The sequence below is a fragment of the Paraglaciecola sp. 25GB23A genome (assembly GCF_040012495.1).
GTDB lineage: Bacteria > Pseudomonadota > Gammaproteobacteria > Enterobacterales > Alteromonadaceae > Paraglaciecola.
The window spans coordinates 402,633-417,823 of record NZ_JBDYKM010000003.1 but is presented as its reverse complement, the minus strand read 5'-3'; the positions used below and the strand labels follow the sequence as shown (position 1 = coordinate 417,823).

The following is a 15,191-nucleotide window of genomic DNA, read 5'->3' as shown; positions in this document are numbered from 1 at the left end:
GGATAAGAGGCTGCGCATAAAAACAAGATGTAGGTGGGGCGGGACTGTTACATCGTTGGTGATGGCAGCCCACCTCGTCCCATAGGCAGAAGCCTACCATGTCATTAATGACATACAAGAAAAGGCACAAGAACAGTTAGCGTTGTGGCGCGAGCTTTTTGCTCCTGTCTAGCAAAAAAGAATTGATATCATCATGAGTCAAAGCGCTATCGCGGATGCAGAGTTGAAATTCAACCAACAGCATATTGCTTTTTTACAACTGAGCGTGAAGACAAGCATATTTAATTGACTGAAGTGGAGAGAACAAGACATTGATGGTAAGAAGAATCAAAACATCATCGATAACGCCGCGTTTTTAAGCGCTATGCAAGTATTGTTTTTCCTGACCCGACTCAAGAAAAAGTTGTTGGCTACACATATAACAGCCCAATTCACGATTGCTTTGTTGAAAAATCTTTTAAATATAAAGCCGCTTTCAATGTCAGAATGTCCGAATTGAACGGCTTATGCACCTAATAAGTCAATAAAACAACGCGTTACAAAATGCGTAGGACCCTAGTTTGAGCACTCCTGAAAAGAATCCTCGGTTTTACTTCGTTAATAACTATTGAGCAAAATCAGAAATTATTGAATATTTCGACTATCAGAGTATTGTTATAAAAATGTTAATTTAAAGAGCTCCATCATGGAACGCTCGCCTATTACGCGCAGAAAATTTATTTCTCTAACTGGCGCAGCTATCGCCACAGGAATGACCCCAATAATCGCCATCGGCCAGGATCGTCAACCTACGGCGAAACAAGTTGAAGGTCCATTTTTCCCAAAACATCAGCAAATCGACAAAGACGCTGATATGACAAGCGTAGCGGGTATGTCAGGCAAAGCATCTGGAGAAGCTCTTATAGTAAAGGGTAGGGTATTGGATACCAATGGAGATGTCGTCGCCAATGCGCTAATTGATATTTGGCAAGCAGATAACAATGGTCGCTATTTGCATGAAGATGCGCCAGAAACCTCGCCACTAGACCAAAGTTTTCAGTATTGGGCAAAAATCAAAACAGCCGAAGATGGCAGCTACAGGGTAAAAACCATTAAACCCGCCAAATATGCCGCTGAGGAAGATTGGCAGCGACCTCCACATATTCATTTTAGGGTCGCCAAACGAGGCATGCGCGAACTGACTACGCAAATGTACTTTGCCAATGAGCCACTTAATGAAATAGACAGGCTTTACTTGGAAGCACCAGCAGAGCAGCGCCCGAGTATTACCGTTGATGTAGTAAAGGGTGAAGCGACGTTTGATATTGTGCTAGCCAAGGTTTAAGCACACATTGTGCTCAGAGTGAACTCGACCCTGGGCATGTTGCAGTGCGGCAGAGTCGATAAAAATAAATGAATTAAGCGCGTAACCCAACATAGGTTACTTGCATAGGCACAAAGCCTTTTAACGCGCGTATATTGTTAAGCCAGTTTCGAATATTGGGATAGTTATCTAGCGATACATCACCCTCTGGCGCATGTTCGATATAAGTGAAGTTTGCAATATCGGCGATGGTGGCTGAATCACCTACCAACCAATCCCGCTGTGCTAAATGCTGCTCCAACGTATCGAACAATTTATAAGCGGTTTGCTTGGCATTTTCATGATCAATACCGGCGCCAAACACATTGACGAGTCTTGCGGCGGCTGGACCAAAAGCAACTGCACCTGCTGCGACAGATAACCAGCGCTGAATTTCAGCTTGAATGACGGGATCATGCGGATACCATTGGTTCGTGCTATCAAATTTACTCGCTAGGTACACTAAAATGCCGTTTGAATCATTGATAAACGTTCCGTTGACTTCTAAAACGGGCACTTGTCCAAAAATGTTTTTCGCTAAAAACTCTGGTTGCTTATGGTCGCCTTGTTTTAGAGCGACTTCAATCACTTCGATATTTAGCCCTAATAAAGAGGCAAATAATTCGGCGCGGTGAGAATGGCCCGAAAGTGGAAAACCGTGCAATTTAATCGTGTTCATAGTGTTGTCCTTTTGTTTATTTAAGGTTGTTAAAATTAATGTTTAAAAGTTCTTCAAAACCGCCCACTGAGCGATTATTAATAAATACTTGTGGGTAAGTTCGGTTTGCCGTTCTAGTGCGCAGTACTTGTAGCGCACTTGAGTCTTGATAGACGTCGTATTCGATAAACGGTATGTGCCGGCTGGTCAACAAAGCGAGTGCATGTTCGCAGTATCCACAGCCGGGTCGGGTATATATTTCTACAGGGTGCATGTGGCCTCCAATTAACTCGTTTCAACATTGTCCCGAGCACGGAATGCATATTACGCTTCTCAATTTATTGAAAAAGAGGGTTGATATAGAATTAATGTCAATGCTACATTGACAGTCATGGATACTATTCTTGGCATTAAAACCATTATTGCGGTCGTAGAAACGGGCTCGTTTACTGCAGCAGGTGATCGGCTGTCTATTTCAAAAGCGCTGGTTAGTAAGTATGTGGGGATTGTGGAAGAGCAAGTTGGTGTGCGTTTGTTCAATCGCTCTACACGAAAAATATCTATTACTGAAGCAGGGAAAAACTACTACGAGCGGGTGGTGCCACTATTTGATGACTACTCTGAATTAGTCGATAACTTGGCAGAGCATGAAACCTCACCTCGTGGTCAATTGAGGATCAGCGCACCAGTCACCTTTGGCGAATCTAACCTAGCGCCTTTGTTACCTGAACTGCTTAATCGATATCCTGATTTGAGTGTCGACCTGCATCTATCTGATAAAATTATCGATATGCTTGAAGAAGGCATTGATCTGGTGATCAGGATCGGCGGAGTGGACGATTCAAACCTTATCGCCCGCAAAATCACATCGTTTCCATTAATCATGTGTGCTTCACCTGCCTATCTTGAAAAGCATGGACACCCAACGAATGCGCGAGAGTTAGAACAACATACCACCATTATCGATAGTAACTTTAGAATTGGATTTAACTGGCCATTGATAAGCAAGTCTGGAGAGCCATCGGTGGCGCATGTTAAATCACACATCTCAGCAAACAGCCCCAGAGCAGTTAAAGAGGTAGTACTGGCAAACGGTGGAATTGGCTTGATACCGGAATTTGTTATTGAAGAGCAGCTTCGAACGGGTGAGTTGCTGCGTGTTATGGACAACCATAAAACCCTCGAATTTGGTATGTTTGCTATTTACCCACATCGGAAATTTGTGCCCAGAAAGGTGCGTACTATGGTCGATTTTCTTATCGAAAAGTTTAGTTGAAAGCGCACTTTGGTTTGATAAAAGTCTAAGTCGCTACTCTCGCCCAAAGCTACACTCGATGGTTTTTCTACACCTTGTTTTGATAAAGTTTTTCAGTCGCATTCTTAAGTTCAGCGTGCGGGATAAACTGATCTGCAATGGTTAAAATGGCATGAATATTATTCGTCAATTTTTCGATTTCCAATTCACCTGGTTTTACCGCGCTTTGGAACAGATGAATTGCCATGTCTGCAAGCAGTATTCTTTGTTTTTCCAGCCATTGCTCATCGCCTTTTTTTGCCGTATTGCTTAAGTAGTTACTTTCAACAATATTGTGCAGTTTCCAACTTTCTTCGATCAATTCTTTACGTTCAAAGTCGTTCATACATCATTCTTCTTAAGTGTTGTGGAGCCTAATAAATCGCGGCAACTTTCTATATATTGCGTGCTATTCAAGCCTCTCAATTAAATAGTTAAATACCGCTTAACTGTTTTTTTAATTGCTCATACTTCGTTCTGCCGACGGGAACTTCCTCCCCAGAATTAAGTAGTAGTGTGTACTTACTTCCTTCGTGAATTTTAAAGGCCTTAACTTTTCGCATATCGACCAGATATGAGCGGTGAACGCGTATAAAGCGTTCGGGAAGTAATTGCTCAATCTTCTCAATATTTTTACTGTGCAGGACTTTTGTTGGCATTGCATCAGTGGTGGAGGTGAGGTTGAGCCAAGTGTAGTGACCGTCTGCTTGAATGTAATCTATGTCTTCGAGCGATATTAGCTGGATCTCTCCGGCTTTTTTAACGCTTAAATATTTAGCGCTACGGTATTCATTTTTTCTGTTGTGTAACAGTCGCTCAAAAGCCTGAATAAGTCGTTCTCTGGTAAAGGGTTTGGCGATAAAATCCAGTACGCCATACTCAAAAGCTTCAATCGCTTTTTCTGCATAAGCTGAAATAATGATGGTGTGAAATGCCGCTGCAAGTTTGTTTTTTAATAGTGTGAAGCCATCACGGCCCATTAAATTCAAGTCAAGTAGCAATACATCAATTGTATTTTCGCTGAGGAACGATTCAGCATTATCAATATCATCAAAGCAGAATATTTTGGGGTCTTTTGCAACTAAAATCTCTGCAGTAAGACGTTGGATACGTTGCTGTATGAGCGGTTCATCTTCAACAATGACAATTACCATATGGTTCTCGTTTTTAATTTGCTGTTGCGTTGATGTTCACGTAGCTGATCTGTGACACCCAGTTGTCATCAGACTCATAGCTAGCAAACTCGGCTTGCTTTTGATTCAGCTCCGCTAATTTAGCGTGAATAAAATGGTTTCCACTGCCCGTTCCTTGATGATTGGTTTTGTTTTCAATAGGGGTTATCAAGGTCAAATTTACCCGTTTACCTGCTTGCCTTACCTTAAGTTCGAAGGTTCTATCGCTGGATATTTTGTTATGGGTAAAACAGTTTTCTACCAAACTGTGCAATATAGCAGAGGGTATCCAGATCCCTTCCACTTCGCCAACTACCGCTAATCGATAATCTTTCTGATAACGGATAGACATTATCTGAATATGGTTTCTGCATAAAGCAATCTCGTCGGCTAGCGGCACATAGTCTTGCTCGCTCTGCTGAGTCAGTTGACGGAACTCCTGACTCAAAGCGGAAATCAAGACAAGGGCATCTTGCGGGTTGGTTTCGATCAGCTCCATTAGTTGAGTTAAACAATTCATCAAAAAATGTGGCTGCATATTGCGCCTAAGCAGTTCAGTTTTGATGCGCTCCGCTTTTAATGAACGTGCCTTGTGCTGTCTCATTTCTTTGATTAGCGCCACCAACATGGTCAGAACAATAGCGATAAAAAACACCGCAAAACCAAACTCTACAAAATATTCAGGGTAGAAAATAATAAAGCCGATACCAATGATGATAAATAATGAAGCGGCTTTACCTCGCCCAGATTCTCTTACTTGCAAAATGTTTATAATAAGTGACCAACACAAAGCAGCAAAGAAAAGAGCCACACTGGTGATGTCATAACTAAGATTCAATAAGGAAATAATGATCAAGCTTATTAGGCTGCATGTTACCCATATTTTGACCTGCTTAAGTCTAAAGTATGCGACGTAAAACATGGGTAGTAAAAAGCTTGTAATAAAGGTAAGCACAAAGATGACAGACAGCCGCAGTGCATGCCAATTGTAAGGATAGTCTAACCAGAACTTGGCTTGCTCTACGCTTAATAGAAGCGCGGCGGATAAGCATAGAATACTGAACATTTGATAGGATTTTTCTGCTTGATACAGCCAATTTACCAGTTGAAAGATGACAAACAGAATCACTAAAACACCGATGAAAAAAGCACTCAACATGCTCACAAACAGAACCACATTAGCTAACTTTGGTTCATCCACTATGGCCAGTACATAGCCGATAGAATCGAGCTCTTTGCCAACACTGAACGTCGATATGGTTGCACTCAACATGTGCTCTCCATCGTTCAATAAGTCATCGGATAGCCTTACTAAGGTCTTTATTGTCCCTGGGTCTTCATCATTAAACGATGGTGCAGGGGAGCCGTTGGAAATCAGCGGTTTATAGTCCCATCTGAAATCTACCGAACCTAACATACCAACTAATAACGAAGGGTTGCTCGATAGTGTTTCCCGATGAATATTAATCTTTGCTCGCAGACAAAAAAACTGGTTTTGAGGCAGTTCACTGAAGCTAATATTTTGCCAGTCACCTTGGTCTACTCCGGAGGCGTGACATTGAATACTTGTGTTGAATTCATTGCTTTTTATGGGCCTTATTTGAATCTGAGTAAATACATTGTTCGGCACGCTTGGGCGATGTTCAGTATCTGCCGAGTTGTTGTTTTGTGACCACGCCGGTAATGCAAAGAAAATAATGAGCGCAACATGTAAAAGGAAGATGATTGGTTTGTGTTGTCGCATGTCTCGGTCCGGTTTTTATTTACACCTCTCCATTCTACGTTAATTAACCCGAAGTAAAATGTCGTTGGTGATATTCACGAGCAGTTGAAGCATTTCTGTCACTAAAATAAGCACCTAAAGCCTATTGTGATGACCAGTGAAAAATGAATAACGGTTTTTGTGAGCCGGACAACATAGCGAGACATTGTCATGATGAATTTTATTAAATGGGTATTGATTGTTCTGGGAGTGATGAGCCTCTGGGTTTTACTAAATGTGGTATCAACCACCCAAGGCTGGTTTAAACAACCCATTGCGCCGACTAATGATACCACCTCTTTTATGACTGAAGCGGTTAAATCAATTAAAACAGAAGCCAAGGGAAACGGTATTTTTGTCTTAGTTAGTGAAGGAAAGGTATTCGATGATTTTTCTTACTCTAAAGACAAAAAAGTCACAAAAGACACCGTTTTCGGGGTTGCGTCATTGGGCAAATGGGTCGCTGCATTTGGCGTTTTGAAGCTGGTCGAACAAGGTAAGCTAGATTTAGATGCGCCTGTAGCAAATTATCTCACGCGTTGGCAGTTGCCGCCTAGTCAGTTTAACAACGAACAAGTCACCATACGCCGTTTGTTGAGCCATACCGCGGGGATAACCGATGGCTTAGGCCACAATGGTTTTTTAAGCGCAGAACAAGTACAACCACTTGAAAAGCATTTAACCCACGCCTTAGACGCCGATGAGGGAGTTAACGGCCAAGTATTGGTAGGTATTGAGCCTGGTACTCAATTTAAGTATTCGGGTGGGAGTTACAATTTACTGCAACTGATTGTTGAAGAGGTTAGCGGTATGTCCTTTAGTGCTTACATGCATCGTGCAGTGTTTGAGCCGCTCAACATGACAAATACCGGTTATAACAAAGACCAGTTTGGTGACAATTTAGCGCAATACTTCGACGATAAAGGCACCGTTAGGCAGTATCCTTATTACACTTCATTGGCTGCAACGGGCTTGTATACCAGCGCGAATGATCTGGTCAAATTCTTAAACCACAACATTACGCTTTCGGAAATGGAAAGTAGCACTCCCGATTTACTTTCTGCATCGACGCTTAAACACATGCGAACCCCAAACGCGACTAGCATGGGAATAGATATTTGGGGCTTAGGAGTCATGCTGTTTGCCAGTAATAATGCTGACGATTTTATTATTGGACATGGCGGACAATCACCCTCTTTGAATGCCACTTTACGAGTAAACCCAAACACGGGAAATGGCATCATTATGCTTACCACGGGTAATCGTTCCTTAGCCGCTGATACAGCAACACAATGGACTTTATGGGAAACTGGCAATCCAGATATGTATATGCTGCGACATATGATCCCGAAGATGTTAAAGACCTCTGCCATAGGATGTTTGGTGATTTTTATTCTAAGTCTAGTTTACGTATTTTTTGTACGACGCAAAGCAAGTAAGTTAGCTCTACAAAAATAATATTAATTACTCGAGATTCAACAAGGAAAAATTAACATGAATACAGGCTCAAAACTCTTGGTTGTATTACTGATAATGTCGTTAAGCGGATGCGCAGTTCCCGTGATCGTTCACGAAATTGCGACAGAGGTGCAAGAAGGAAAGCGTATTGATAAGGAAAATAAACGCGCCATTGCCCAAACCCACAACGATCTTAAACAGTTAAAAAGCTAATGATAATAGTGGTGGGATAGCCTCTAAATATAGCTTCTAACAACTCAACCAGTTAACTAAGTAGGTTAAACCCATGAAAATATAATAATTAACACTTATCAAATAAAAAGAAGCTACAAGGGCATTTTATATTTAAGTGATTAATTTAATTAAAGATAAATTTTTCATTGTGGATGTAATTAAATTCGCATGTTTATTAGTCAATTAGAGGAAGTTATTAGTGAATACCTTGAAGTTTTTTTGTTTTTTTATCTTAATATTTATTGGTAGTTGTGGCAGCAACGGTACAGATGATGAGAGTTCTGTCCCTGAAATTAGTTCAACACTTACCGAGACATTAGATAACTATATTGATACATCAATTCCAAGCTCAGGCGCAGGTATAGCAATTTTTGTCAATAAAAATGAAACGGTTAAATATACTGGTTTTAAGGGACTTGCGAATATACAAGAGAGCATTTCAATTGATGCAGATACTGGGTTTCGTATAGCTTCTATAAGTAAAGTTTTTACGGCTTTAGCTACTATGAAGCTTTTTGAGCAAGAATTGATTCAGCTAAACGACTCTATTTTAAAGTATCTCCCTGAGCTGCCTTCCTCATGGCAGCATATTACTATTCATCATTTGTTATCACATCAATCGGGTATTCCTCAATATGAGAATCATCCTGATGCGACAATATGGGATGGGCAAACAAATGATGATGTGTTGAGATTTTACATTTCTCACTCTGAGCTGTCTTTTGAAGCAGGCTCGAAAGGCGAATATAGTAATGCAGGTTATCATTTACTTGCGGAAATTATTTTTAGGGCGGTTGGTATCCACTATGAAAATTATATGCATGAGTATTTTTTCGAACCTCTAGGTATGAACAACAGCTATGTAGCGGATGAAACAACGTCACCTAGAGTCAATGATGCGCTAAATTTCGCACAATACACTACGTTTAATGGTAAGAATAATTTTACCAATGGTGCCAATGGTATTGTGAGTTCAATTAATGATCTAAATATTTTTATTTCGGCTTTACTAGATGGTCAAATCGTTAAACTTGAAACGCTCAACTTAATGTTGGTGCATCATACACCTGCTTTATTAGGCGAAGCTGATTATGGTTATGGTTGGATCCTTGCTCCAGAAGGAAGTGATGCGTTTTCTCATACTGGCGGACATGATGGATTCAGAACGTGGTTGCTAATAAATAGAGATAAAAATCTTCGAATGATTATTCTTGGAAACGGTGGTGACCTTACAGGCGACCACGAACAGTTAGCTAAACTTATGGGGCCTTTTCTTTAACATTAAGTTTTAGCTCGTTAGTGCTAATGTCTTTTTTTTGTGGCAAAAGTTAGCGTTCCGAGATGAAACCTGACCGTCTGCTTACCACCCTGAGCCGTTCGTCAACCATATTTTAGACAATCAATGGAGAGTTCCTCTCTCTTAGTGCTTTCAAATATTTTGACTCATCGTAAAAAACCTTGTCCTTCCAACAACGATATAAAATCCGTATCCACTTAAAAGCCAGAGACCGCAACGCTGAATTGTGATTATTTCCTTTATTGCGCTGCTGCAAATAATATTCCTCAGCCCAAAATGAAAACTTGATAGATTTCCCTGCCCATTCAACAAAACTCTGCCGGACGAATCTTGAGCACTGCAAACGCCAGTGGATCCAACAGCTTTTGCCACTGCGCTCAGTAACGGGTGCAATGCCAGAATACCGCTGTATCTCGGCTGCACTTGAGAAGCGTTTTCTATCCTGACCAAGTGCGACCAATAACCGTGGCGCTAGACATTTTCCTACGCCCGGAAAAGACCTGAACAGATCTGCATCTGGCATATCCGCGAATAAGTTCTCGATCAATGTGTCAAATTCTCTAATAGCGTGAATGATTGGCAAGACTTGGCGAGCCAGCGTCATTGCCAGCAATTGATTCGTTTCAACTACCGTCGGATTATCAGTCAGCTCTTTGGCTTCCTTGATTAACTCTAATCGTTTGGCAATGGATTTCATGTTGCTGCTATGAGATGACATGAACTTACTCACAGTCTGAGGTCTGGCGCGTTTTAATATGGTTAAATTCGGCCAGCGTATGATCATATCCATAAAGAGCTCGGTATCCCTGTGTGAGAACCAGTCCAGTATTTGTGGGAAGTATTGTTTTAGGGTGGCATTTAAACGGTTGCAATACCGTTTCTTGTCATCCACAAGGCGTCTGCGCTCTTCTACGTAAAACTTCAACTTATTAACCTTCTCATCAGCAGGTTCAATCGGAAGGACGACGTCGGGATACCTGAGCATTAGCTCAAGAGCAAACATCGCATCAGTTGGGTCGTCTTTGGCCCCAGATAACGCAAATGTTCGGCGATAACGGCAAAGCATTTTCGGGTTTATTGGAAAAATAGTAACAAAATCATATTTTTGCAGTGCATAAACAATCGGCCCTTTACTCAGTTCAACAGCAACTGCTATTTGGCCAGGATAAGCTGCGTGAAGTGCTTGAAGCCAGTTATCAATGACTTCAGAGTTGTGTTCAATGATGGAATTAACTCGCTTCCCATCTGGATATTGAATACAGACATCATGCTTACGTGTTGCCCAATCCAAACCAACTAATAAAACGAATTTTTCTGTTATTTTAGTCATCATAGCCTCCCAACAAAAGTGACAAGGCATGTATGCTTAGCAGTTCGAAAAGAATATAGTTGGTATTGGTTAATACAAACCCTGAGTATTCGTTAGCTGCTTAGCGTACCCAAAACATCGAAAAGAAAGCGGTAAACATCAGATGTTTTCTCAGTTTTATTCGTATGAATTAGGTACATACCTTTGAACATATAATTTATAGCTCAAAGGGCGTGAATGACTATATTCTCAGTAACTTGAGACGGTCACCAAATCAGTGACAATGTCTGCAATTGGCACAAACTTGTCCTTCAGCTTAAGCTAGGATTCGGCCAAAAGCTGACCTATATACACAACAGCTTCACACCCAAAGCGGACCAAACAACTTATAAGATTGAACGGTAAAAATACTGAGAAAATCGACGTTCACAATACCGAGGGTGTACTCTACTTTTGTTCCTTACAAATTATATCAGCTAATATTAAGGGACAAAGTCACTTACTCAATGAGCATTGCCAGTTTCCTAGTCAATTACATGTCTGAAAATCGATTAACCGCTTGTACCATTCGTTTAATTTCATTTTCCTCAACATCTTGTATCGTATCGAGCAACTCTTTTGCACTGTCTATATCGACACGAGAATAAAGATGAGTGTATAACTCAATCACTTGCTCGTGATGATTTACTGTCTTTTCCATAATGTGCGTCATATCTAATTCTTTAAAAGGTGAGTCGCAATGACCATGCTCAATAAAGGGGTGTTTTTCGATATAGTCATAACACCAAGTGTTCAATGCTTTTTTGTCAGCAGTATTTACAAACCCCTTTACAATGCGCTCTAAACTCGCTTCGTGATCAGACAGGTAGAGAAGGGTCATTTGTGCCCGTTCATCTTTATTTTGTTCAGAACAGTGTTTTAAGCAGTCCTTTAAGTTTTTATGAAATGTAACAGTCCAATTAAGTACGTCTCTAATTGTTTCAACTTGCATAGTATTATTCCTAAGTTTAATCGTATTTATCTTCGCTAATTATATGATTACTCTGATGTTTCTTTTGAGTCTTTACCGTACCAAGTAGACAAGTAAAAGCGTTCGTATGAAAATATGCTAACAATAGCAACCGCTGAATAAACAACGATGAGCGGATCTGTGTTTATTTTGTAAATTGTGAGAGACGTAAGGACGACCGCATCGAAAGTCAAGGCCATCAATATTATCGGTGACGAAGCACTTATTTCCTTTCTCATATAGCGATAAACACCCCATTGAATGATCATATCCATTACGATGTATAAAAAAGCGCCAAGTGAAGCAATCCTTCCGATATCAAAGAATACGGCCAGTAGCGACGCAATCACGACAGCATATACAAGTGTGTGTTTACGAATAGAGCCTGACATCCCAAAATGGCTGTGCGGGATCATTTTCATATCAGTCATCATGGCCAACATACGCGATACCGCAAAGATACTTGCTATTACGCCAGACAATGTCGCCACAGCAGCAAGGGCGATTGTTAAATAGAATCCAGTGCGACCAAGAGCTGGCTCTGCCGCTTCTGCCAAGGAGTAATCTTTTGCTGAAATGATTTCTTCAATGGAAAGACTAGAGCCAACAGCAAATGTGACAAGCACATAAACGACAGCACACAAGGCAATAGAAATCATGATAGCCAAACCGATATTTCGATGAGGGTTGGTGATTTCCGACCCGCTATTAGTGATGGTCGTAAAACCTTTAAAGGCTAAAATGGTAAGTGCCACTGAAGCGACAAATCCTGTTAAACTAAAGGTAGATGTTGAATCAACGGTGGCAGAAAATTGAAATCCACTTGACCATAATGCGGCTATGGCAAACAGGGAAATACCACCAATTTTTATGACGGCCATAATTGATGACAGTAAGCCAACCGAACGATTTCCAGCAATATTGACGGCAAATGCAAAAAGTATAACGCCAACAGATATGATGGGCACCAATAGACCACCAGTGATATCGAAAGGCCGCAAAACGTAAGAGGCAAAGGTTCTAGCAACAAGGCTTTCTGCAATGACCATGGATAGTGCCATCAATAAAGCCGCGCCAGCGGCTATCGCGCCTGTGCCATACGACTTTTGTAAAATCATTGCAACGCCACCCGATGATGGCCATGCATTGGACATTTTTATGTAGCTGTAAGCACTGAATCCGGCAATAATCGCGCCGACAATAAAAGCAAATGGAAAGAAAGGCCCGGCTAATTCGGCTACTTGACCAGTTAGCGCAAAAATACCGGCACCAATCATAACGCCAGTTCCCATCGCAACGGCACTAGTAAGGGAGATTGACTCTTTGTCCTTTTCGTTGTGTTTATGATCCATATGGCGGATACCCCATTGGTAAATGAATGAAAATGTTGACTAAATTAGTTTTACAAACGCCATCGGCTCAAATTATTTAACTAAGGTAGTCTCCTGAATGAGCATAATGAGTCTCCTGTCGGTAATTTATTTAGTGTTACTTACCGCTACTGCACCGAACACCAATTCCTTCAATTGCTCCCGCTGCGCTTCTGTTGGTGCGGTTTCAACATCAATTTCATGAGCTATATTAAAGTCCAGCCTTCCTTCGGCATCGAATACCAACCAACTGCAGGTCTCATTAACAACGGTTTCCGGTTGGCAACACACAAGTCGTAAATACCAGTCGACTAATATGAAACGACGACCGGCAAACTCTTGTGCACTGCACTTGCCGCGAACGAGCGCAAGGTAGAAGGCATGTTCGAGTGGCATTACGGTGTCTTCTGCAATTAGAAACAATCGGGTTTCATGTTGTACAAACATTTCGGGCGGGGTTGAACAAATTAATTCACTAGGGTCAATTGGCCCTTCGTAGACCGGTGCAAAACCGCCGCCGAGGGTACGGAAATTTGTAGTTTGTCCCTGATACAAGCGTGCAGCGACCCATTGCACCTTGTCGTCATAGGTGTAGTTGCGCAAATCAAATTTGAGAACTTGTGCCGGTTCGAGATCTGAAATAACCCGACTACCAGGTATCACCAAAGCTTGTGCTATATAACCGCCTGCGAGGATTTCCCGCCAGACACGTTTAGTTAACTTGTCGCCACGGTAGGCAGCTCGACCGCCAAACCCAGCGAAAGGCTTGAAAAAAAGTTCTCGGCGCTTTTGCCAAAGACGTTCTGCGTTCTCGGGCAGCACAATCTCAGTGTGTGGGATCGCAGCAAGCAAAATATCTTGTGTGGCCTTTGGCACCCCCAATGCCTGTAACCGTATTGGATCACTAAGCAACACCAGATTACGTTTATCCGCAAACAGGGCATGCGCCTGCGGATTGGGCGTGAGCACTATAGCGTTTTGCAGGTAAGCCTCACGCAATGTAGCGCTGTCAGGCTCACTAAGCGAAAAATCTGTCAGTCGGTTATATACCAAGTCAATATTCATCTTGCCGTGTTTAAGCACACCTTCATGCAAGGTGAACTCACTCGGGTCCGCAATCACGACCTCTAATCCGTGTCTTTGAAACAGTTGCTGAAAGAGCAAAAATTCAGGATATAGATACTGTTGTGTGGGGTTCTCATCGACGATAGCTATGCTGCGCAACGCTCGTTCATGACCTGAAAGAGACCATTCTTGGCGGAACATCGCTATAATATCGTCTTCAAGGGCGCTGGACTTGTTTTGCGCTGACACGATTTTTTCTATTGCCGGACAGCAAGCCTGGTGCGCCCTTGCCAATACTGCGTTGAGCATGGCTCCACCCGCATTGGTGTTGATCTCGATCAGCCCAAAGCCGCCTTCAGTGACATGAAAATCGTAACCGAAAAATACGCCCTTAGCGCCACCTGGATCATGTCTCGCAATGTGCGGCGAATCACCTAAGATTTCTTCACGATAGGCCGGCAATGCCACAACAAACTCTATAGCATGAACTAATTGCTCCATGCGTGCCATGTTGGCGTGAGAGACAAATACGGGGCGCGTAGCGAACAAATAAGGACAACGTTGCTGAATTAAATCAAATAGGCTCGGTTGGCCAATTTCAGACTCCAACGCTTGTTTTAGCGCTTTGGTATCAAGGCTAATGCAAAAACATTCACTGTTGAGTAGCTCAATCAAATCCGGTTTGGAGGATATGGTAGCCGCAATTGAACGACTTGGTATGTCATTCTTCATAAAATATTACCCTCGTTCAAAGTGTTTAAATTCCCCCCTAATTTAGATAGTTGACCTGTTAGAGCAAAAATATCGGCTCCAATCATAAAGGCAATTTTCATCGAAATAGCACTACTAAGAGCGTTTCTTATTACTACCGGGTGGCTGGGTGTGACAGCTCCAAGGCTTATGTTTAGCGTTATCTCTGATGTTCTCATCAACAAACTGATAATAGCCTTCTTTGAAGTTTGTCCACCAATCGTGTGAAATATCAGCACCATTTATTTTTATTATGTTTTCTATGCCGTCCAGCTCACAATGCGTGGCGTCATAACCTATATGCAATGTTTGTTTGGCTTGTTCGAATGAAACGGCATCAATACCAAACGTCGCGTCAATATCACGAACAATGGCGCTAATCTTTGCTTCATCGGTGTTGCTAAGTTTTAGATGACGAAGTACCAAATTTTCCTCTGTCACCCCTACTCTATGCTCTAATTTACTCATAAC

Annotated in this window: 15 protein-coding genes; 5 read left to right on the top strand and 10 right to left on the bottom strand. The window is 41.8% G+C overall.

Annotation, left to right across the window (positions count from 1 at the left end):
* The first annotated feature begins 685 nt into the window (after positions 1 to 685).
* Complete coding sequence (locus tag ABKW31_RS09135; protein WP_348616015.1) at positions 686 to 1,324, top strand: protocatechuate 3,4-dioxygenase; 639 nt, start codon at positions 686 to 688, stop codon at positions 1,322 to 1,324.
* A gap of 73 nt (positions 1,325 to 1,397) precedes the next feature.
* Here ABKW31_RS09135 and ABKW31_RS09130 read toward each other — a convergent pair whose 3' ends face one another.
* Positions 1,398 to 2,021, bottom strand: coding sequence for a glutathione S-transferase (locus ABKW31_RS09130; RefSeq protein WP_348616014.1), 624 nt, complete (start codon positions 2,019 to 2,021; stop codon positions 1,398 to 1,400).
* A gap of 16 nt (positions 2,022 to 2,037) precedes the next feature.
* A complete protein-coding gene (locus tag ABKW31_RS09125; RefSeq protein WP_348616013.1) occupies positions 2,038 to 2,274 on the bottom strand; it encodes a glutaredoxin in 237 nt (78 codons plus the stop codon).
* 117 nt (positions 2,275 to 2,391) lie between these two features.
* On the opposite strand from ABKW31_RS09125, the gene ABKW31_RS09120 reads away from it, so the two are divergent.
* Complete coding sequence (locus ABKW31_RS09120; RefSeq protein ID WP_348616012.1) at positions 2,392 to 3,276, top strand: LysR family transcriptional regulator; 885 nt, start codon at positions 2,392 to 2,394, stop codon at positions 3,274 to 3,276.
* A gap of 67 nt (positions 3,277 to 3,343) precedes the next feature.
* On the opposite strand, the gene ABKW31_RS09115 is transcribed toward ABKW31_RS09120, so the two are convergent.
* The 3 genes from ABKW31_RS09115 to ABKW31_RS09105 form a co-directional block, all read right to left on the bottom strand.
* The gene (locus tag ABKW31_RS09115; RefSeq protein ID WP_348616011.1) at positions 3,344 to 3,640 is read right to left on the bottom strand and encodes a hypothetical protein; all 297 of its coding nucleotides are present in this window, start codon (positions 3,638 to 3,640) and stop codon (positions 3,344 to 3,346) included.
* A gap of 88 nt (positions 3,641 to 3,728) precedes the next feature.
* Positions 3,729 to 4,448, bottom strand: a complete 720-nt coding sequence (locus tag ABKW31_RS09110) for a LytTR family DNA-binding domain-containing protein (protein ID WP_348616010.1) — start codon at positions 4,446 to 4,448, stop codon at positions 3,729 to 3,731.
* 13 nt (positions 4,449 to 4,461) lie between these two features.
* A complete protein-coding gene (locus tag ABKW31_RS09105) occupies positions 4,462 to 6,210 on the bottom strand; it encodes a histidine kinase (protein WP_348616009.1) in 1,749 nt (582 codons plus the stop codon).
* Positions 6,211 to 6,399: 189 nt separating this feature from the next.
* On the opposite strand from ABKW31_RS09105, the gene ABKW31_RS09100 reads away from it, so the two are divergent.
* From ABKW31_RS09100 to ABKW31_RS09090, 3 genes are all read left to right on the top strand, one after another.
* The gene (locus tag ABKW31_RS09100; RefSeq protein ID WP_348616008.1) at positions 6,400 to 7,686 is read left to right on the top strand and encodes a serine hydrolase domain-containing protein; all 1,287 of its coding nucleotides are present in this window, start codon (positions 6,400 to 6,402) and stop codon (positions 7,684 to 7,686) included.
* Between the two features lie 36 nt (positions 7,687 to 7,722).
* Positions 7,723 to 7,899, top strand: a complete 177-nt coding sequence (locus ABKW31_RS09095) for a hypothetical protein (RefSeq protein WP_348616007.1) — start codon at positions 7,723 to 7,725, stop codon at positions 7,897 to 7,899.
* 220 nt (positions 7,900 to 8,119) lie between these two features.
* On the top strand, positions 8,120 to 9,199 hold the full coding sequence (locus tag ABKW31_RS09090) for a serine hydrolase domain-containing protein (RefSeq protein WP_348616006.1): 1,080 nt from the start codon (positions 8,120 to 8,122) through the stop codon (positions 9,197 to 9,199).
* A gap of 112 nt (positions 9,200 to 9,311) precedes the next feature.
* Here the strand turns inward: ABKW31_RS09090 and ABKW31_RS09085 are convergent, their stop codons facing one another.
* The 5 genes from ABKW31_RS09085 to ABKW31_RS09065 form a co-directional block, all read right to left on the bottom strand.
* Positions 9,312 to 10,547: a transposase gene (locus ABKW31_RS09085; RefSeq protein ID WP_348616040.1), complete on the bottom strand. Its 1,236-nt coding sequence runs from the start codon at positions 10,545 to 10,547 to the stop codon at positions 9,312 to 9,314.
* A 511-nt stretch (positions 10,548 to 11,058) separates the two neighbouring features.
* Entirely contained in the window at positions 11,059 to 11,517 is a 459-nt protein-coding gene (locus ABKW31_RS09080; protein WP_348616005.1) for an ATPase, read from the bottom strand.
* Positions 11,518 to 11,564: 47 nt separating this feature from the next.
* The gene (locus tag ABKW31_RS09075) at positions 11,565 to 12,887 is read right to left on the bottom strand and encodes an APC family permease (protein ID WP_348616004.1); all 1,323 of its coding nucleotides are present in this window, start codon (positions 12,885 to 12,887) and stop codon (positions 11,565 to 11,567) included.
* 126 nt (positions 12,888 to 13,013) lie between these two features.
* A complete protein-coding gene (locus ABKW31_RS09070; protein ID WP_348616003.1) occupies positions 13,014 to 14,702 on the bottom strand; it encodes a hypothetical protein in 1,689 nt (562 codons plus the stop codon).
* A gap of 114 nt (positions 14,703 to 14,816) precedes the next feature.
* Entirely contained in the window at positions 14,817 to 15,188 is a 372-nt protein-coding gene (locus ABKW31_RS09065; protein ID WP_348616002.1) for a cation transporter, read from the bottom strand.
* Positions 15,189 to 15,191 lie beyond the last annotated feature (3 nt).

What these genes read in the sequence shown, in the direction of transcription:
- ABKW31_RS09135 (WP_348616015.1), top strand. Translation starts at nt 686, where the DNA reads ATGGAACGCTCGCCTATTACGCGCAGAAAATTTATTTCTCTAACTGGC.
- ABKW31_RS09130 (WP_348616014.1), bottom strand. Translation starts at nt 2,021, where the DNA reads ATGAACACGATTAAATTGCACGGTTTTCCACTTTCGGGCCATTCTCAC.
- ABKW31_RS09125 (WP_348616013.1), bottom strand. Translation starts at nt 2,274, where the DNA reads ATGCACCCTGTAGAAATATATACCCGACCCGGCTGTGGATACTGCGAA.
- ABKW31_RS09120 (WP_348616012.1), top strand. Translation starts at nt 2,392, where the DNA reads ATGGATACTATTCTTGGCATTAAAACCATTATTGCGGTCGTAGAAACG.
- ABKW31_RS09115 (WP_348616011.1), bottom strand. Translation starts at nt 3,640, where the DNA reads ATGAACGACTTTGAACGTAAAGAATTGATCGAAGAAAGTTGGAAACTG.
- ABKW31_RS09110 (WP_348616010.1), bottom strand. Translation starts at nt 4,448, where the DNA reads ATGGTAATTGTCATTGTTGAAGATGAACCGCTCATACAGCAACGTATC.
- ABKW31_RS09105 (WP_348616009.1), bottom strand. Translation starts at nt 6,210, where the DNA reads ATGCGACAACACAAACCAATCATCTTCCTTTTACATGTTGCGCTCATT.
- ABKW31_RS09100 (WP_348616008.1), top strand. Translation starts at nt 6,400, where the DNA reads ATGATGAATTTTATTAAATGGGTATTGATTGTTCTGGGAGTGATGAGC.
- ABKW31_RS09095 (WP_348616007.1), top strand. Translation starts at nt 7,723, where the DNA reads ATGAATACAGGCTCAAAACTCTTGGTTGTATTACTGATAATGTCGTTA.
- ABKW31_RS09085 (WP_348616040.1), bottom strand. Translation starts at nt 10,547, where the DNA reads ATGACTAAAATAACAGAAAAATTCGTTTTATTAGTTGGTTTGGATTGG.
- ABKW31_RS09080 (WP_348616005.1), bottom strand. Translation starts at nt 11,517, where the DNA reads ATGCAAGTTGAAACAATTAGAGACGTACTTAATTGGACTGTTACATTT.
- ABKW31_RS09075 (WP_348616004.1), bottom strand. Translation starts at nt 12,887, where the DNA reads ATGGATCATAAACACAACGAAAAGGACAAAGAGTCAATCTCCCTTACT.
- ABKW31_RS09070 (WP_348616003.1), bottom strand. Translation starts at nt 14,702, where the DNA reads ATGAAGAATGACATACCAAGTCGTTCAATTGCGGCTACCATATCCTCC.
- ABKW31_RS09065 (WP_348616002.1), bottom strand. Translation starts at nt 15,188, where the DNA reads ATGAGTAAATTAGAGCATAGAGTAGGGGTGACAGAGGAAAATTTGGTA.